This window comes from Flavobacterium sp. AC267, from assembly GCF_979258715.1.
The window spans coordinates 1,483,223-1,503,672 of record NZ_OZ409875.1 but is presented as its reverse complement, the minus strand read 5'-3'; the positions used below and the strand labels follow the sequence as shown (position 1 = coordinate 1,503,672).

The 20,450-nt window shown below is 32.3% G+C and carries 12 protein-coding genes and 4 pseudogenes; 12 read left to right on the top strand and 4 right to left on the bottom strand.

Translation table 11 applies throughout. The features are described 5' to 3' along the window. Positions 1 to 97 precede the first annotated feature (97 nt). From ACZZ95_RS07885 to rpe, 7 genes and pseudogenes are all read left to right on the top strand, one after another. Positions 98 to 2,236 (top strand): annotated as a pseudogene (locus ACZZ95_RS07885) (polyribonucleotide nucleotidyltransferase). A 255-nt stretch (positions 2,237 to 2,491) separates the two neighbouring features. After that, on the top strand, positions 2,492 to 3,235 hold the full coding sequence (locus ACZZ95_RS07880; RefSeq protein WP_463468642.1) for a hypothetical protein: 744 nt from the start codon (positions 2,492 to 2,494) through the stop codon (positions 3,233 to 3,235). 7 nt (positions 3,236 to 3,242) lie between these two features. Next, complete coding sequence (locus ACZZ95_RS07875) at positions 3,243 to 6,026, top strand: TonB-dependent receptor (protein ID WP_463468641.1); 2,784 nt, start codon at positions 3,243 to 3,245, stop codon at positions 6,024 to 6,026. A gap of 23 nt (positions 6,027 to 6,049) precedes the next feature. After that, entirely contained in the window at positions 6,050 to 7,243 is a 1,194-nt protein-coding gene (locus tag ACZZ95_RS07870) for a DUF4249 domain-containing protein (RefSeq protein ID WP_463468640.1), read from the top strand. A gap of 126 nt (positions 7,244 to 7,369) precedes the next feature. After that, entirely contained in the window at positions 7,370 to 8,986 is a 1,617-nt protein-coding gene (locus tag ACZZ95_RS07865) for a hypothetical protein (protein ID WP_463468639.1), read from the top strand. Positions 8,987 to 9,130: 144 nt separating this feature from the next. After that, positions 9,131 to 9,995: pseudogene (locus ACZZ95_RS07860) on the top strand (sigma-70 family RNA polymerase sigma factor). A 354-nt stretch (positions 9,996 to 10,349) separates the two neighbouring features. Beyond that, positions 10,350 to 11,012 carry a ribulose-phosphate 3-epimerase gene (gene rpe / locus ACZZ95_RS07855; protein WP_463468638.1) on the top strand — a complete coding sequence of 221 codons (663 nt, stop codon included), beginning with the start codon at positions 10,350 to 10,352 and terminating at the stop codon, positions 11,010 to 11,012. Here rpe and ACZZ95_RS07850 read toward each other — a convergent pair. Then, positions 10,989 to 11,792: a DNA/RNA non-specific endonuclease gene (locus ACZZ95_RS07850; protein ID WP_463468637.1), complete on the bottom strand. Its 804-nt coding sequence runs from the start codon at positions 11,790 to 11,792 to the stop codon at positions 10,989 to 10,991. The two genes, rpe and ACZZ95_RS07850, sit on opposite strands and share 24 nt — an antisense overlap. 94 nt (positions 11,793 to 11,886) lie before the next feature. After that, a pseudogene (locus ACZZ95_RS07845) lies at positions 11,887 to 14,075 on the bottom strand (carboxy terminal-processing peptidase). A 213-nt stretch (positions 14,076 to 14,288) separates the two neighbouring features. On the opposite strand from ACZZ95_RS07845, the gene surE reads away from it, so the two are divergent. The 5 genes and pseudogenes from surE (at position 14,289) to ACZZ95_RS07820 (ending at position 19,095) form a co-directional block, all read left to right on the top strand. Beyond that, positions 14,289 to 15,068 carry a 5'/3'-nucleotidase SurE gene (gene surE, locus ACZZ95_RS07840; RefSeq protein WP_463468636.1) on the top strand — a complete coding sequence of 260 codons (780 nt, stop codon included), beginning with the start codon at positions 14,289 to 14,291 and terminating at the stop codon, positions 15,066 to 15,068. Further along, a complete protein-coding gene (locus ACZZ95_RS07835; RefSeq protein ID WP_463468635.1) occupies positions 15,061 to 15,330 on the top strand; it encodes a hypothetical protein in 270 nt (89 codons plus the stop codon). Before surE ends, ACZZ95_RS07835 begins: the two co-directional genes overlap by 8 nt. Before the next feature lie 66 nt (positions 15,331 to 15,396). Further along, a pseudogene (gene lpxB, locus ACZZ95_RS07830) lies at positions 15,397 to 16,513 on the top strand (lipid-A-disaccharide synthase). A gap of 11 nt (positions 16,514 to 16,524) precedes the next feature. Then, entirely contained in the window at positions 16,525 to 17,010 is a 486-nt protein-coding gene (locus ACZZ95_RS07825; protein ID WP_463468634.1) for a C40 family peptidase, read from the top strand. Positions 17,011 to 17,061: 51 nt separating this feature from the next. Next, positions 17,062 to 19,095 carry a ComEC/Rec2 family competence protein gene (locus ACZZ95_RS07820; RefSeq protein ID WP_463468633.1) on the top strand — a complete coding sequence of 678 codons (2,034 nt, stop codon included), beginning with the start codon at positions 17,062 to 17,064 and terminating at the stop codon, positions 19,093 to 19,095. A 6-nt stretch (positions 19,096 to 19,101) separates the two neighbouring features. Here the strand turns inward: ACZZ95_RS07820 and ACZZ95_RS07815 are convergent, their stop codons facing one another. Together ACZZ95_RS07815 and ACZZ95_RS07810 are read right to left on the bottom strand one after the other, a co-directional pair. Further along, a complete protein-coding gene (locus ACZZ95_RS07815) occupies positions 19,102 to 19,551 on the bottom strand; it encodes a thioredoxin family protein (protein ID WP_463468632.1) in 450 nt (149 codons plus the stop codon). 258 nt (positions 19,552 to 19,809) lie between these two features. After that, complete coding sequence (locus tag ACZZ95_RS07810) at positions 19,810 to 20,262, bottom strand: hypothetical protein (protein ID WP_095952526.1); 453 nt, start codon at positions 20,260 to 20,262, stop codon at positions 19,810 to 19,812. Between the last annotated feature and the right edge of the window lie 188 nt (positions 20,263 to 20,450).

Here is a 20,450-nt window from a genome sequence, read left to right as displayed (position 1 = left end):
AAGTTTGGTTTTTCATTGGGTTTTAGAAACAACAACTACACACAACAACAACTACAACACAACTAAAACCCATTGTATAACCAATAAGGAAAAATTTATGATTCCACAATTATTTGTAGAAAAAATCGATTTAGGTGATGGAAGAAGCATCACAATCGAGACAGGACGTTTAGCAAAACAAGCTGATGGTTCTGTAGTAGTAAGAATGGGCGATACGATGATACTTGCAACAGCAGTATCTGCACGTACCGCTAACCCAAATGTTGATTTTTTACCATTAACGGTAGATTATCGCGAAAAATTTGCTGCAATGACTGGTCGTTTCCCAGGAGGTTTCTTTAAAAGAGAAGCACGTCCAAGCGACAGCGAAGTATTAACAATGAGATTAGTTGACCGTGTTTTACGTCCGCTTTTCCCAGACGATTACCATGCTGAAACACAAGTTATGATTCAATTAATGTCTCATGACGAAACTGTTATGCCTGATGCTTTAGCTGGTTTAGTCGCATCTGCTTGCATTAGCTGTTTCAGATATTCCTTTTTATAACTTAATTTCTGAAGTACGTGTTGCACGTATTGACGGAAAATTTGTTATTAACCCAAGCAGAGAAGATTTAGAAAAATCTGACATCGATATGATGATTGGAGCTTCTTTAGATTCTGTTGCAATGGTTGAAGGAGAGATGAAAGAAATTTCAGAAGCAGAAATGGTAGAAGCTATCAAATTTGCTCACGAAGCTATAAAAGTTCAAATTCACGCACAATTGCGTTTACAAGTCGCTTTTGGTAAAAAAGAAATTCGTACTTACGAAGGTGAGAAAGAAAACGAAGAAATTTACAAAAAAGTAAAAGCTGCGCATATGATAAAATATATGATATTGCAAAAGTTGGATCGGCTAAACACGAAAGAAGCGCCGCATTTGCTGAAGTAAAAGAAGAAGTTAAAGCTTTATTTACTGAAGAAGAATTAGTCGCTGACGGCGATTTAGTTTCTAAATATTTCTACAAAACAAACAAAGAAGCTGTTCGTAATGTAGTATTAGAATTAGGTGTTCGTTTAGATGGTAGAAAAACTACAGATATCAGACCAATTTGGTGTGAAACTGATTATTTACCAAGAGTTCACGGTTCGTCTTTATTTACTCGTGGAGAAACTCAAGCTTTGGCAACTGTAACTTTAGGAACATCTAGAGAAGCAAACCAAATCGACTCGCCTAGCGAGCAAGGTGAAGAGAAATTCTACTTACACTATAACTTCCCTCCTTTCTCTACGGGTGAAGCAAAACCATTAAGAGGAACTTCAAGAAGAGAAGTTGGTCACGGTAACTTAGCTCAAAGAGCTTTAAAAAATATGATTCCTGCAGATTGTCCTTATACAATTCGTGTTGTTTCTGAAGTTTTAGAATCTAACGGTTCTTCTTCTATGGCAACAGTTTGTGCTGGAACAATGGCTTTGATGGATGCTGGAGTTCAAATGGTAAAACCAGTTTCTGGAATTGCTATGGGATTAATTACTGACGGTGAGAAATTTGCTGTATTGTCAGACATTTTAGGTGATGAAGATCACTTAGGAGATATGGACTTTAAAGTAACTGGAACTGCAGACGGTATTACAGCTTGTCAAATGGATATCAAAATTGATGGTTTACGTTATGACATTATGGAACAAGCTCTTAACCAAGCTCGTGACGGACGTATGCATATTTTAGGAAAATTGACCGAAACTATCGTCGCTCCAAGAGCTGACGTTAAAGCTCATGCACCAAAAATTATCACTAGAACTATTCCTGGAAACTTTATTGGAGCATTAATTGGACCTGGTGGAAAAGTAATTCAAGAATTACAAAAAGCTACAGGAACAACTATCGTTATTAATGAAGTTGATGAGCAAGGTGTTATCGAAATCTTAGGTACAGATCCTGCTGGAATTGAAGCAGTATTGGCTAAAATTAAGTCAATCACTTTCAAACCTCAAATGGGAGAAGCTTATGAAGTAAAAGTAATTAAAATGTTAGATTTTGGAGCTGTTGTAGAATATACTGTCGCGCCAGGAAATGAAGTTTTATTACACGTTTCTGAATTAGCTTGGGAACGCACTGAAAACGTTACGGATGTTGTTAACATGGGTGATGTATTTGAAGTGAAGTATTTAGGTGTTGATCCTAAAACTAAAAAAGAAAAAGTGTCAAGAAAAGCACTTTTACAAAGACCTCCACGTGAGGAGAAAAAAGAGTAATCAGATCTTAGTTTACTAAAGGTTTATTCATAGAAAACCCCAATTCATTAATTGAATTGGGGTTTTTCGTTTTACAGCCGTCTCCTTTTTTTCTGTTTAATTTTTCATCAATTACCTTAAACTACTACAATAATATAAGGCAAACTATGAAAACATAAAAAAAATATCACAATTTAACAATTTCACGTTTTATTTGTAACCTTTTTTTATACTTTTGAACACCTACCAAAACAAATCATTAAACCACAGAATCCTTTGAAAAATTATCAAAAAAAGATAATATTCCTAACTTTATTTGGATTATTATTAAGCATTAATTCCATTCATAGCCAAAGTATTAAAGAAATTGAAATTTACAATTGGTTTGACAACAGTGTTGGGAAAAACAATCTTGACATAAATAATGGAATTCTCCACACCAATCCGTACACTACTTTAGACGGAAGTACCATTTATTTTAAAGACGACAAGTTCGAAAAAGGCACCTTGGCTTTTGAAGGACAATTGTATTATGAAACGCAATTAAAATATGATATCTACAGAGATATCTTGATTTTAAATCCTTCTGGCGCATCAGAATTAATTGGTATCAGCCTTGTAAAAGAAAAAGTAGACTCTTTCTCTTTGTATGATCGAAATTTTGTCAAATTAAATAAGGAACAATACAACTTAGCAGGCTTCACTACAGGTTATTACGAAGTTACAGAAAGTACTCCAGATTTTACTTTTTATATTAAATACAGTAAAACAATAAACAAAATTGTTAGAGAAGATGGTATTTTCTACCAGTTTAAACCTAAAAACAATTATCTCTTAGCCTATAAAAAATCGCTGTATACAGTGGATAGTAAAAGTGAGATTATTAAAATATTCCCAGAGAAAAAGAAAAACATTAATGAGTTTTATGATATGAATAGAGAACTTAGAAGATCTGACCTCAATTTATTCATGAAAAATTTAATGAAATATATCAATAACTCACTTTTGACTGAAAAATAAAAACTGCATGAAAAAAATTATACTCGCCTTTGTTATTATATTATCATGTAATTTTTCATTTTCCCAAAATACAAATGAAAAAATATCTATAACTTTTAATAACCAAACCTTATCAGAAGCTCTAAAAGCCATTGAGGCTTCGACTTCTTACAAATTTTACTTTGATCCTGTTTGGGTGGATTCAAACAAAACTTTAATTTCCGAAACTTACAGTAATGTAACGGTTGATGAATTACTGGACAAATTATTAAGTAAGACGGATTTGAATTTTATTGTTTTAAAAAACAAAATCATCTTAACTCTTAATCAGACAATTCATGAAAGCCTGCCAACAGGATTTTTCCCTGACGAACCATCAGAAGCCGCGAACAACAACAAAAGCGGTTCTGCCAATCCTGTTTTTTATCAGCAGTATGATTCGTTAAACAATTATAGCGTTAATAAAAAGTCGGCAATTGTTTTTATCGGTAAAGAAAATAGTGATTTAACTAAAAAGAATTTCACAATTACTGGAACGATCAGAAATGAAGAAACTGGTAAAGCGGAACCAAACATTTATATTAAGGTTAGAAATAAAAACATCAACGCTACAACAGATTTAGATGGTAATTACACCTTACAGCTTCCTAGAGGAACAAATGTTATTGAAATTAAATCGCTAAGTCATAAAGATGTTACAAAAACCGTAGTGGTCTATGATGACGGCAATTTAGACATTAATATTAATGAAAAATCGAACCAGCTGGATGAAGTTGTAATTAAAAAGAAAGGACAAAAAACTACTGAATCTGTTATTTCGGGCTTAGTTTCTATTGATATTGAGGGAATGAAAAATGTTCCTTTAATTTTAGGAGAACGAGATATTTTAAAAGTTGCTACAACTTTTCCGGGTATTAAAACAACCGGAGAAGGATCTGCAGGATTTAATGTTCGAGGCGGAAAGGAAGATCAAAATTTGATCCTTCTGGACAATGCTGTACTTTATAATCCACAGCACTTTTTAGGTTTCTTCTCTGCAATTAATCCTTACACTGCAAAAAAAGCAGACATTTATAAAGGAAGCATTCCTGCTGATTTTGGAGGAAGATTATCATCTGTATTTGACATTACAACCAAAAACGGAAATCCTGAGAAATTTTCTGGTGAGGGTGCTATTGGTCCCGTTACATCAAATTTAAGTTTTGGAACTCCAATCAAAAAAAATAAATCGAGTATACTTTTCGGAGGAAGAGCAACTTATTCTGATTGGATTTTGAAAACATTAGATGATGAAAATTTAAAAAACAGCCAAGCTAGTTTTTATGACGCAATTGTAAAATACAACAATGCGTTAAGTGCCAATAATAATTTAGAAGCTACAGTATATTACAGTAATGATAAATTTGCAATAAGTTCAGATTCTGTTTTCAAATACACAAATAGGTTAGCTTCTTTAAAATGGGATCATACTTATAGTAAAAAACACAAATCGGCACTTATTTTCACAAATAGTGAATATAAATTTAATATCGATTACAATACTGACGACGTTAATTCATTTGATTTTGGTTATAAAATTAACGAGTCTCAATTACAGCTGAAATTTAATTACGGGCTAAATGAGAAACATAATCTTTCTTACGGAATTGCAAGCAAATTGTACAATATATCTCCAGGATATCAGCACCCAACAAACCCTGAAGCTACCTTAATAGCAACAGATATTGCCAAAGAAAAAGCTCTGGAATCTGGAATTTATCTATCGGATAATTTTAAATTCAGTGACAAATTATTAATAGATTTAGGTTTACGATATTCATTCTATGCCTCTTTAGGAGTCGCCGACGTTAATATTTACCAAGAAGGCTTACCTTTAAATGATGCAACTGTAATAAGGACTGAGCATTATAACAATAATGAGGTTGTAAAAACCTATGGCGGACTCGAACCTCGTATCGTCGCGAGATATTTCTTTGCTGAAGATTTCTCGATAAAAGCAAGTTATGATGTAACAAGACAGTACATTCACCTTTTATCTAGTAATGTTACCCAGTCTCCAACTGATACTTGGAAATTATCAGATACAAATGTAAAACCACAAAGTGCACAACAGGTATCTTTAGGACTTTATAAAAATTTAAAAGACGAAGAATATGAACTTAGTCTTGAAGGGTATTATAAAACATCTAAAAACATCTTGGATTATAAAGTTGGAGCGCAATTACTTTTAAATGAAAATGTAGAAACAGAACTTTTACAAGGTGAAGGAAAAGCATACGGAGTTGAATTCCTTATTAAAAAACAAGTCGGACAGTTAAATGGATGGATTGGATATACCTATTCTAGATCGCTTATAAAACTTGACGGTCAGTTTAATGAAGAAAAAGTAAATAATGGAAAATATTTTGCTTCAAATTTTGACAAACCGCATGATTTGAGCGCTGTATTAAATTATAAATTTACAAAGCGATATAGCTTGTCAACAAACTTTTTATATCAAACCGGAAGACCAATTACTTTCCCAATTGGAACTTATAACTACGGAGGTGCAGAATACACTCTTTACAGCGACAGAAATAAATACCGAATTCCAGATTATATTCGTTTAGATATCGGAATTAATATTGAAGGAAATCATAAGATAAAAAAGCTTGCACATAGTTTCTGGAACATATCTGTTTACAATGTATTAGGACGTAACAATCCTTATTCGATATATTTTGTAACAGATCAAACTGGAAAAGTAAAAGGATACAAAACATCCATTTTTTCTATTCCTGTTCCTAGTATTACTTATAATTTTAAATTTTAATATCCAAAATGGATTCAAATATCATGAAAACATTATTTAAAAATAAACCCATCCTTCTGTCGCTATTTAGTATTTTACTTTCCAGCTGTGCCGAAAACTACGCCTTACAATCTGATACTTATGAAGAAGCATTGGTTGTTGAAGCAACGATAACAAATGAACTAAAAACTCATGAAATAAAAATTTCTAAAACAGCTCGTTTAGAAGATACTGGCGTATTAAATGAAACTGGAGCAACGGTTGTAGTAAAAGATAATCAAGGGGCAATTTATCCGTTTAGAGAACAAGACGGCGTGTATGTTTCTGAAACTCCTTTTCAAGCATCTGCAAATACAATTTACACTTTAGAAATTAAAACTAAAGATGGAAAAGTATACGAATCTTCTAATGAAACATTGACTACAGAAAATCCGATATTAGATGTAGTTCCTGCGGTAGTTACAGACAGTAAAGAAGGGCGTGGTGTTCAAATACGAGTGACCAATTATGACCCCACAAATACTTCAAAATATTATAGGTATGAATATGATGAAACGTATAAAATTATTGCACCAGTTTACAGACAAGAAAAACTTGTTGTAAAACCAGAGCCTCGTACAGTAGGTTTAGAACCAAACGATCCTAACACAAGAATTTGTTACAGTACAAAATCATCAAACGAAATTATTTTAACAAGCACTACAGATTTGCAAGAAGACCGTGTTAATTTTCCTGTTCGTTTTATAAGCGACCAAAACTATATTATCAGTCATCGTTACAGTATTTTAGTTAAACAATATGTACAAAGTTTAGAGTCGTATGTATTTCGTAGAACTATGAAAGAAATATCAAGTTCAGGAAGTGTGCTATCTCCAAAACAACCTGGTTTTATCAATGGAAATATTAAGTGTATTTCTCATACAGATCAAAAAGCGATTGGATTTTTTGAAGTTTCTTCTTTTTCGTCTAAAAGAATGTTCTTTAATTATGCAGACCTTTTTCCTGGCGAAGTGCTTCCGCCTTATTTTACAGATTGTACTGAAGAAGAGTATAAATTTTGTTTTGGTTTAAGCCAGCCTATTCCCTGCCGTGGAAACGTTTTAATTGACCGTCTTAATTCTAACACAATTAGTTACAAATACAATGTAGAAGGCTCATTCTACTACATGGTTCCTGTAGAATGCGGAGACTGTACATCATTTTCATCAAACGTAATACCTTCATTTTGGATAGAATAAAACACCTTATAGTATTGTTTGTATTGATAAATACACAATTAAGCGACCGCACAGCAAAACGTTACATTAGACGAAACGGTATTTACCCATGCAAATGCTTCGACATTTGTTTCTGGAGAAACGATCTTGTTTAAAATTTACTGTCTAAAATCATCAGACAAAACACCGAGTACCATTAGCAAAATTGCTTACGTTGAATTGGTAGATGAAAGTAAAAAATCGGTTTTTAAAACCAAAATTGCTTTAAAAAATAGTACAGGTCAAGGTGACTTTTTTATACCAACAACTCTAAAAACTGGGAATTACAAACTAATCAGTTACACGACTTGGATGCTGAACAAAAAAGTTTCTGATTACTTTCAGATAGATATTAAGATAATTAATCCGTTTAAAGCAAAAGATGGTGCTGAACAAAAATTGAATACGGGAAATTTGATTCCGCCAACAACTCAAACGGTTTCAGCTGTAAATACAGAAAACACCGCAAGTACAAATCCAAACATAAAATTTAGACTTTCTAAAAAGGCGTTTGCAAATCGCGAATTAGTAGATTTAAAAATAGAATCTACAAATGCCGCGTATGAAGATGGAAACTATTCTTTATCTGTTCGTAAAATTGACAATTTATCCAATAAAAATCAATCAACAGCGACCGATTTTTCTTCTTCCTCAAAAGAAACAAATCTAATTAATCTTCAAAATCAAACTAATAAATTAGTCTTACCCGAAGTTCGTGGAGAAGTAGTTTCTGGAAAAATAACTTCAAAAAACGGCACCGATATTATAAATGGAAAATTTGTCGGTTTATCGTTACCTGGAAAATCTTTCACTTTTGAAATTTCGCAGACTGATGCCTACGGAAACTTTATTTTTTACCTAAAAGATGTCTATTATTCTTCCAATATAACCGTACAGCTTCTAGATGAAAAAGCAGAGAATTACACTTTGACATTAAATGATGATCCTGCAATTAATTATGCCGGCCTGTCTTTTCCTGAAGCATCTGATTTGTCTTATGTTTTAAAAGAAAACATTGTAGAAAGATCAATTGCGACGCAGATTGAAAATGCTTATTTTCATAAAAAAGTCGATAATATTTCGAAAATTCCAACTTTAGAACCTTTTTATTCGCCGCTGGCAAAACAATACGTTTTAGATGATTACACGAGATTTAAAACGCTAAAAGAAACATCTGTTGAAGTTGCAACTGATATTTTCATCAGACAAAAAGACGGAAAAAATTACCTGCATGTAAACGATCCGAGTGTTTTTCCTCAATTACCAGAACCTGCTTTGGTGCTTGTTGACGGTTTGTATTTGGAAAACCAGAATGAGTTGATGAATTACCCAATGAAAAACGTTTACAAAATAGAAGTAATTATTGGGCGCTATTATGTGGGGTCAAAACCATTTAACGGATTAATTAGTTTTACTACTTTCGATAAAAATTTTGTTAGCACTCAAACAGGAAGTTCAATCGTAAAAACGGCAATTTTAAGTCCGAAGCCAAAAAAGATTTACAATAAAATTGAATATGCAAACCAAACAGATGAAGCTAGAATTCCTGATTATAGAAATCAATTATTCTGGGCTCCCGAAGTAAAATTAAATCAAGCCAATAATTCTTTTTATACTTCAGATGTCTCAGGAAATTTCGAAATAAGATTAGAAGGTTTTACAAAGAGCGGAATCCCTGTCTCAATTAAGGAATTTATTGAAGTAAAAGACGCTTCTATCAATTAAAAAAAGCTTGATAAAAAATCAAAATCTCCATTGCCGCATAGTAGTGGAGATTTTTTTTTGAATTTTTTTTTATCTTTTTGTAACTTTTTTGATACTGCTTACGTATAACCATTTGTACACTTTAAAAAATAGGGAGACAACAACATGAGACAACTTAAAATCACCAAGCAGGTAACGAATCGTGAAACTGCATCGTTAGATAAATATCTACAAGAAATTGGAAAAGTTGACCTAATTACCGCTGATGAAGAGGTAGAATTAGCACAAAGAATAAAGGCTGGTGATCAAAGAGCTTTAGAAAAACTTACAAAAGCCAACCTGCGTTTCGTAGTATCGGTGGCTAAACAATATCAAAATCAAGGATTAACTCTTCCAGATTTAATTAATGAAGGAAACTTAGGTTTGATTAAAGCAAGCACAACGTTTTGATGAAACTCGTGGTTTTAAATTCATTTCTTACGCTGTATGGTGGATTCGTCAATCGATTCTTCAAGCTTTGGCTGAGCAGTCTCGTATTGTACGTTTACCATTAAACAAAATTGGTTCTATTAATAAAATCAACAAAATGTACGCTTTATTAGAGCAGTCTAACGAGCGTCCGCCTTCTGCTGAGGAAATTGCAAAAGAACTTGACATGACTGTAAATGACGTAAAAGAGTCTATGAAAAACTCTGGTCGTCACTTATCAATGGATGCACCTCTTGTTGAAGGAGAAGATTCTAACCTTTATGATGTATTACGTTCTGGTGAATCTCCAAATCCTGACAGAGAATTAATTCACGAATCTTTACGTACTGAAATTGAGCGTTCATTAGAAACATTAACTCCAAGAGAAGCTGATGTTGTTCGTTTGTATTTTGGTCTTGGCGATCAGCACCCAATGACTCTAGAAGAAATTGGAGAAACTTTCGACTTAACTCGTGAGCGTGTTCGTCAAATTAAAGAAAAAGCAATTCGTAGATTGAAACATACTTCAAGAAGTAAAATCCTTAAAACTTACTTAGGATAAATAATATAAATTGCAATATTTTTAAATTCCAAATTCCAACTAACAATTGGAATTTGGGTTTTTAAAATTGGAATTTTACGATAAACAACAGTTTGATTGACTGTTCGTTTTTTGATTGATGATTGAAACTCCGGCTGATTACCGGAGTTTTTTATTTTTTTCCTGAGAGTTTTTTTTTACCGCAAAGACACAAAGGAATACGCGAAGTTCACAAAGTTTTTTGTTCTTTATTTAAAGAAAATCAAAGCTTTGCGAACTTTGCGTTTTTTTTTAAAGAAACTCGCAAATCAAAAATCTTTGCGCGCATTGCGGTTAAACGATTATCTTTGTAAAAAAACAACACACTACAACAAAATGAAAAAGACATTTATTGCTCCTTCAGTTCTTGCGGCAGATTTTGCTAATTTACAGCGCGATATCGAAATGATTAACAACAGTCAGGCTGACTGGTTTCATATCGATATTATGGATGGAGTTTTTGTACCGAATATTTCTTTTGGAATGCCGGTTTTAGAGGCAATCTCAAAACATGCTAAAAAATATATTGATGTGCATTTAATGATTATTGATCCCGATCGTTACATTAAAACTTTCGCTGATTTAGGTGCAAATGGACTAACGGTACATTATGAAGCCTGCACACACTTACACAGAACGCTTCAAGCTATCAAAGCAGAAGGAATGAAAGCTGGAGTAGCGATGAATCCTCATACCAATATTGATCTCTTAGAAGACGTTATTAACGATATTGATGTGGTTTGTATTATGAGTGTAAATCCAGGTTTTGGCGGACAATCATTTATCGAGAACACTTATGATAAGGTAAGAAAGCTTAAAGCATTAATTATCCGCAAAAATGCATCAACACTTATTGAGATTGACGGTGGTGTTACCAGTAAAAACGCCAAACAACTAGTAGAAGCCGGCGCAGATATATTAGTTGCAGGAAGCTTTGTTTTTAAAGCCGAAAATCCAACAGCAACAATTGAAGAATTAAAAGTCCTTACTACTTTTTAAGTTTTTAAGATTCGGAAAAAAATCAATTCCAGTCATTTTTTCTAAAGTTTCGATGGGAACAACGAAATCATAAATTGATTGGTCACTTTTTTCGTTTGGAACTAAAAAAGCAATTGCCTTGTGTTCTTTACCCGATTTAGCTAAAACAATTTTATAGAAATATTTAGGAACAGCAACTTTTTCTGTTCCTATTTTTTTGTCCGAATCTTTCAGAATTCCACCTGTGACTACATAAATATCATTGTGTTTTCCCGCCCAATAACGTGTCTTCTGCTCTAGCCTATTCCAAATTCCGGCATTAAATTCTTTCTTTTGAGGAGAAATATTCGAAGTATAAAAAGTATCATTATAAGCATCTTTACTAAATTCCATATCTCCTGCCGGACAAAGATGACCTTTATCGTAACCCGATTTTTTATAATTTCTCCAATCTGCAGAACCTGTGGTTACTTTTGGATCCTCTATAAAATAAGGCCTCTTATAATCGTGGTTTTTCAAATATTCTTTCTTTAATTCATAAGCAACCCATTCGGCCTGCTCAAACTTTTCATTGTAAGAAAGGGTATAATATTGATGCTTTACAATTTGCTTTGTTGTTGATGTTGGAAGATAAGCGACAGTATATAACGAATCTGTGCTAGTAGAATTTTCAGCAAAAGGAACAACTGCATTTTCGACAACACTTTCTTTGATCTCTTTCTTATCTTTAATTTCTACATTTTCTTTTTTACAAGATAATAACGCAAAACTCATCAAAACTAAACCTATACAACTTTTCATAGAATATTAATTAAGGGCTAAACTTACAAAAAAACGCTCCATAAATTCAAAAATTTATAGAGCGTTTTTTTAACAAATTAAATTCTTTTAGAACTTAAGACTTTACAAGTTTATCCTTTTTCATTTTAGGAGAAACGTTGTTATTTTTTACCAAACCTTTTGTTTGCAAATCATCTAAAACATTTAATGCTTCTTCCACATAAACATCTTTAGACAAAGCTTGGTGCCATACATCTCTTTTTTCTTTTAAAGTAGCATCTGCTTTCATTTCAGCTTCTTCATAAGGCAGTGATTTAAAGATCAAATCATTTTTATAATCTGAAATTGGTTTGTATTTCTTGCCTTCATTTTCTACTTGTTCCTGAGTTGCTTTAAAACTATTAATGTTTAAGCTATATGTATTTTCTTTGTTTTTAACATCAATCCATTTAGCATTGTCATCAATCAATTTAAATTGAGCGTTTTGAGCGATTCTACTTTTACTATTATTAATAGCTTTATTAAAATTCTCACTAGAAGTCCAAGTGCTGTAATCCGCTGGATCAATTTTATCCCATGGCATTGCATTATCAATATCTCTTTCACCCATTTTTAGGTAAGCGTAACGATCCGGCATAACAACATCACTATGAACACCCTCTAATTGAGTAGAACCACCATTGATTCTGTAGAATTTTTGTCCTGTAATTTTCAAAGCTCCAAGATCTCCGTAATTCGCATTACGAACAAACTGATTCAAATCCAGTACGTTCTGTACCGTTCCTTTACCATAGGTTTGTTTACTTCCAATAATTACGCCACGTTTGTAATCCTGAATTGCGTACTGCCAAAATCTCAGAAGCCGAAGCAGAAAAACTATTTACCATAATTACTAACGGACCATCCCATTCGATTTTTTTGTCTTTATCGTATAGAACTTCTTTCTTTTTACCAGCAGATTTAACCTGAACAATTGGTCCTTCTTCAATAAATAAACCAGCAATATCAACTACTGTAGAAAGAGATCCACCACCATCATCACGTACGTCTAAAACAATCCCGTTGATGTTTTCTTTTTTCAATCTTTCTACTTCAAGAGCGATATCTTTTCCTGCATCACGTCCGTCTTTGTTTTCAAAATCGATGTAAAACTTAGGAAGATAAATCACTCCATATTTCAAACCATTTTTCTCAACAATACTTGATTTAGCATACGTTTCTTCAATTTCAACCACATCTCTGATAATTGAAATTACCTTGATACTTCCGTCAACTTTTTTAACTGTCAATTTAACTTCAGTTCCTTTGTGACCTTTAATTTTCTTCACAACATCGTCTAAACGCATTCCAACAACATCTACAGGTTCCTCATTTCCTTGAGCAACTTTTAAGATTAAGTCACCAGCTTCTAGTTGTTTTCCTTTCCAAGCAGGTCCACCAGAAATCAACTCATCAATTTGAGTGAAATCATTTTTCTTAGTCAAACGCGCTCCAATACCTTCCAATTTACCACTGATATTTACATCAAAACGGTCTTTTTCTTCAGGTGCAAAATAACTTGTATGCGGATCAAAACGAGTCATTATCGAATTCAAATACACTGAAAACCAATATTCTCTATTTAAATCTTTAATTACGCTGAAATTATCATCTAGAGATTTTAAAGAACTTTCACGAGTTTCTTTTTCTAAAGTTTCAAAAGATTTTTCTTTGTAAGTCTGCATCTTTTTTCTTCTTTTCCTCTTCGATTTTTTGTTTTGTTACAAGAGAAGAAAGTGTAGATAACTTAATTTGTTTTCTCCATCTTTCATTAATCTCGTTTAAGTTTTTTGCATAAGGGATTTTTTCGTAATCGGCATCAAAAGTTTCATCAACATTGTAGTTAAATGGCTGTGCCAAAATCGATTTATAGCGCTTTTTACTTTCTTCCATACGTTTCATCAACCTTGTATAAGTTAGGTTGAAAAAAGTAATATCTTTATTCAAAAATTGATCATCAAGCATCAATTCATACTGCTTAAATTCATCAATATCCGACTGAAGGAAAAATCTTTTTGAAGGGTCTAATGCTTCAATATAATCTTTAAAAATACCTTTTGAGAATTCATCATTTATTTCTGCTGGGCTGTAATGTCCTTTCTCAATAACAAATGCTAGTAACTCTAAAAGTGTCTTGTCTCTATTCGGATCCGGGTCGATTGTTCTATCGGCATTCATTTTAAATGCAAACAATGTAAGCGATAAGCACAATACGGCAATGAGTATCTTATAATTTCTTTTCATAAACTTTATAATAGCATTCATCAATTTTTTTATCTAAGTTACGTTAAAAACTATGCCACGAGAGCTAACGTCACGATAATTTTTTGTTAAAGATATAAAAATGTTTAATTCGCAAAAAAGTTCTTTAACTTAGTTGACAAAATTTACAATATTTGTGACTTATCGCGAGAAATCTGTCACTACATTTGTTTTTAAAATCTTACAATTGTTAAAATTACACATAATATTCATAAAATGAAAGCCGAAAAACCCTTAATACTCGTAACCAATGACGACGGTATATTAGCCCCTGGAATACGAGCACTTATCAGTGTTATGGAAACGATCGGCGAAGTCATCGTTGTTGCGCCAGACAAACCGCAAAGCGCAATGGGCCACGCTATTACAATTAACAACACTTTATTTCTAGATAAAATTTCTAAAGAAGATGACACAATTGCAGAATACAGTTGCTCTGGAACTCCCGTTGATTGTGTAAAACTGGCAGTAAATGAAATCTTAAAACGCAAACCTGATTTATGCGTTTCTGGTATTAACCACGGATCAAATTCTTCTATAAATGTCATTTATTCCGGAACCATGAGTGCGACCGTTGAAGCTGGAATAGAAGGTATTCAGGCAATTGGTTTTTCTCTTTTAGATTTCGACTGGAATGCCGATTTTGAACCAATTAAATCATTCGTTAAAAAAATAGCTTTAGAAACTTTAGCTAATAAATTACCGCCTGGAGTTGTTCTAAATGTCAATTTCCCGAAACTAAAAGAAACAGAAATTAAAGGCATCAAAGTTTGTCGTCAAGCGAAAGCTTATTACGCGCAAAAATTTGACAAAAGACAAACTCCTTTTGGAAAAGATTACTACTGGCTTGCCGGCAAATTTGTAAACGAAGATCAAGGCGAAGACACAGACGAATGGGCTTTGGAAAACGGCTATATTTCTGTTGTTCCAGTACAATTTGACCTTACGGCACACCACTCTATTCAACAACTTAATACTTGGAAATTAAATGATTAAAGAAATACTTGTCGGTTTTATAATCGGAATTTTTACAGCTCTTTTAGGAAGTTACCTGTTTGTCACGTTTTTTACAACTTTTGACATTTCTTCTGGTCTTCATATCATAAAACAGCAGGGATATCTTGGAAAAATCATTACACTGGGAACGCTTTTAGATCTTGCTGTATTTGCAATTCTTTTAAAAAGAAACAAAGAATTAATGGCTCGAGGCGTAATTTTAGCGGTGATTGTTTTGGCAATTTCTACATTAGTTATTTAAATCTTATCTTTGCTTTGTTACAATAATTGCTGTTTACAGCTTTAGCACATTTTCAAAAAAACCAACATGAAGTATTACATAATTGCAGGTGAAGCCTCTGGAGATTTACACGGATCAAATTTAATGAAAGCTTTGTATACTGAAGATCCAGAAGCAGATATTAGATTTTGGGGAGGCGATTTAATGCAAAAAGCAGGCGGAACCCTTGTAAAACATTACCGAGATTTAGCTTTTATGGGCTTTATTGAAGTGGTTTTTAATTTGAAAACCATTTTAAACAATATTAAAATCTGTAAAAAAGACATTTTGGAGTTTCAACCAGATGTTTTAATATTTATTGATTACCCTGGTTTTAATATGCGAATTGCAAAATGGGCAAAAGAATTAGGATACAAAACTCATTATTATATTTCACCTCAAATTTGGGCCTGGAAAGAAAACCGCATCAAAGCAATCAAACAGGATGTCGACAAGATGTTTGTTATTTTGCCTTTTGAAAAAAGTTTTTACGAAGACAAACATCAATTTCCAGTTGATTTTGTCGGACATCCTTTAATCGATGCTATTCAAAATCAGCCTGCTTTTGACGAAACTTCTTTTAGAGCCACAAATAATTTAGGAGAGAAACCTATAATTGCTGTTTTACCTGGAAGCCGTAAACAGGAAATTACCAAAATGCTAAGCGTAATGCTGAGTGTTGTTGATGATTTTCAAGAGTATGAATTTGTGATCGCCGGTGCACCGAGTCAGGAATATGAATTCTATCAGCAATTCCTGAAAAATAAAAACATTGCATTTGTTTCGAATAAAACATACGATTTATTGCGTTCCTCAACTGCTTGCTTTAGTTACTTCTGGAACAGCAACGCTTGAAACAGCACTTTTTAAAGTTCCCGAAGTGGTTTGTTATAAAGGAAGCGAGGTTTCCTATCAAATCGCGAAGCGTATTATTACTTTAAAATACATTTCTCTTGTCAATTTAATTATGGATCAAGAAGTGGTAACCGAATTGATTCAAGCTGATTGTAATACCAAAAGAATTAAAGAAGAGCTTCAAAAACTATTAGAGCCAGAATATCGTAAAAGAGTACTGCAAAACTATGATATTTTGGAACAAAAACTTGGAGGAGTTGGAGCAAGCAAAAAGACAGCAGAACTGATCGTTGCAGATTTAAAAAAATAAAATTTAAGGTTTTGAAAAGAGTACTGATTTTTCTGATTTTGGCAATAACTTTTACTTCTTGTAAGTCAACATCAACAGCCGTATCAAAAAGTGAATCTAAAAAAGCAAATAGATCCTTGGTTAATAATCTAATTGAAAAAGCAACAGACAATATTGGTGTTCGCTATAAAGTCGCAGGAACAACAAAAAGTGGTTTTGACTGTTCTGGATTAGTTTACACGACTTTCGAAAGTGAAAACATTAAGCTTCCACGAAGTTCTTACGATCAGGCAAAAGTTGGAAAAGTAATTCCGCTGAATGATGCCAAAAAAGGTGATCTTATTTTCTTTAAAACCAACAAAAGCAAACAGATCAATCATGTTGGATTAATTACAGAAGTCAATTCTGATGAAGTTAAATTTGTACATTCTTCTACTTCAAAAGGTGTCATTATTTCTTCAACAAAAGAAGCTTATTACAAAAATTCTTTTGAGCAGGTCAATAGAGTTATTTTCTAAAAATATTTAAAATAGATTATTTTTCTTACAAATATTTAATACTTTTAAACCATGAAAGTATTAGATTTTCCGTTGGTTAAAATTACCATTGCCTTTATTTTTGGAGTTATAGCTTCTTACTATTTGCATTTTTCTATTTCAATGATAGTGATTCCTCTTTCATTGTCCTTATTATTCTTTTGCTTTACTTACTTTAGAAATTTAAAATACAAGAAAAAATATATTTCATTTGGTCTATCTGTCTATTTTCTCTCTTTTTTTATTGGTGCTTTAACCTTTTTGAGCCACACCGATAATCTTCAAAAAGATAATTATACACATTGCCAGACTGCATTTGAAAAATCACAATCCGTAACTTTAATTCTTAGAGAAAAATTAAAAAGCAATGATTATAGTGATCGCTACATTGGTCATATAAAATCAATCTCTAATAAGTATTATACAGGAAAAATTATAGTTAACATTGAAAAAGACAGCACTCAAAATTTTTTGATAATTGGCAATATTATTAAAATTCAAACGACTTTACAAGCCAATAAATCAAATAAAAACCCCAATCAATTTGATTACAGTAAATACTTGGCAGACAAACAAATTTATGCTCAGATTTATTGTCAAAAAAAAGAAATAGCAGTCAGCAAAACCATTACGAAAGACATTTGGTATTATTGTGCCAAACTGCATGCTAGAATTATCTCCAATCTGGAGAAATCTAAATTCAACAAGTCCGAAATGAATGTTGCATTGGCACTGATTTTAGGACAGCGACAAGAAATTTCACAAGACATTATTCAAGATTATCAATACTCTGGAGCGACACACATTTTGTCTGTTTCTGGTTTACATGTCGGTTTTATAATGCTCTTTATCACTTTTATATTAAAGCCAATTCCAAATACAAAAAAAGGTTCTTTCATCAAACTTGCTTCAATTTTGATTTCATTAGCTGGATTTGCCATAATATCGGGTTTATCACCATCAGTATTGAGATCTGTTGTTATGTTTTCTTTTATTGCAATTGGAAATCATTTACGCCGAAATGGAAATATATACCACACTTTATTAGTATCGATTTTATTGATATTACTTTTTGAACCCTATTTCTTGTTTGATGTTGGTTTTCAATTAAGTTATCTGGCCTTATTCTTTATTCTTTGGTTGCGACCAATTTTTAAAAACATTTACAAACCAAAGAACAAATTGACCGTTTACATTTGGGAAGCACTGACCGTTTCTTTCGTCGCACAGATTGGTACCTTGCCATTATGTTTGTATTATTTTCATCAATTCCCAGGTTTGTTTTTTGTCACCAATATTATTATACTGCCAGTTTTGTCCTTTATAATGATTGCCGGAATTATTGTAATGATTATTGCCATTCTTACAAGTCCGCCACTATTTATGACCATGATTTTTGAAAAAAGCATTTATCTTTTAAATCTCATGATTCATGGCGTTGCTTCTGCAGAATCTTTTGTTATTAGAGATATTAGTTTTAATTCTTATTATTTATTTTCCTTTTATCTCTTCATTATTTATTCCATTGTCTGGCTTAAGAAACCAAACTACAACAAACTTATAGTCGTATTTTGCACTATAATTTTAATACAGCTTTCATTTATCTTAACTAAATTTCAAACGGAAACTGGAAAAGAACTAATTGTCTACAACGAAAAAAATAATACACTTATATCGGAACGCACAGGCAAAAATATTGTTCTTTTTACAAGAGATACCACTTTCAATAAAAACAAGAGCAATAGGAATCTAAATATGTATCTCGTTGGAAATTCTATTGCCTTAACCAAGGTCAAAGAGATTAAAAATTTGATGTTCTTTAAAAACAACAAAATTCTTATAATTGACAGCACGGGAATTTATCCTTCTAATACAGCGCCAGAAATTTTGATTCTTACGCAGTCTCCAAAAGTAAATCTAGACAGAGTACTAAAAGAAATCCGTCCGAAAATTATAATTGCCGACGGCTCAAATTCAAATTCCATTCAGAAATCTTGGAAGAACAGCTGTTCCAAAAAAAATATCCCTTTTCATTCTACGAAGGAAAAGGGATACTATAAATTGTAATTTTTTTTATTCTGGATTTAAAATCAAATTAGATTCAGAAATCCAAGCTCTAACGCCCGAAGACATATAGGAAATAAGGCCCAGTTTATTAAAATTGGTTTTTCCTTTTCTAACAGCGACTTCGGTAAAACATACCTGCGGAATCTCTTCGATACCAAAAGCATTTTTTAATCTAAGGTTTTGTTCTTTTGCCGCATCCGCAACTGTAGGATCTGAAAGGTCTAATTTTACAAGAATAACGTTTTTACGAGACCATTCTTCAAAATCACGAGTAGCAAAAATTTCATTTTGAAGTTGTGGATTTACACCTTGACCTGTAAAAAAATCAACAATGGTTTCCTTTTTTTCTGCACTTGTGGCTACAGCTTCATTGATGTCTGTTTTCCATATTATGCTTTGAGACTGCATCAAAAATGGACTTAAAAATAGTAGTAGGATAAGTAGTTTTTTAGGCATATAATTTTGGATTTGGTTATGTTAATAAAATCGAAAATAGTATAAAAAAGACATCAAATCAATTATTTAATGAATTAATAACCAAGTTCTAAACATTAAAATCAAATTAATAATAAACTGACTCTTTTTTAATAAATGTTAAATAAACACTACTAAAAAAAGCAAATTCTTTACAGAAACTGCACTAATAAAAAAATCCCTTCTTTGCGGCGCAAAAAAGGGATTAAAAAAATTAAATGAAAGTTAAATGAAATCGTATCATTCTGCTGGATGTAAAATCGAATTCGATTCTGCAATCCAAGCTTTTGCTCCTCCAGGCTTATAAGCAATTTTTCCTAGAGAACTGAATGTTGTTTTGTTTTTTCTTACTGATGCCAATGCAAAACATACTTCTGGAAGATCTTGAACACCAAATGCATTTTTCAGTTTTACATTTTGTTCGCGATCGCTGTCAGAAGCGTTGACATCTGAAAGATCCAGCTTTACTAAAATCACGTTATCACGCGACCAAACGGCAAAGTCAGGAGTTTTAAAAATTTCGTTTTGAAGATTGTCTGGTACACCTGAGGCAGTGAATAGAATCATCATTGGTTTTCTTTGGTCATTACTTATCGCAATAGCATCGGTCATGTTAGTCCTCCATGCTAAATTTTGCGCTTTCATCATAAATGAACCTAAAAAAAACAGTAGGATAAGTAGTTTTTTAGTCATATTAATTGGTTTTGGTTAGATTAGCATGACGAAATTAACATTATATTTTAATTTTCCAATTTTTATTAGCACAAAAAATACATTATATGTTTTTTTATTTACAATAAAATATCAAATAATCAAAACAAGAAAATATGTTGAGAAATTTTTCTTACTAAACAAAAAAAGCCCCTTACAAACGTAAGAGG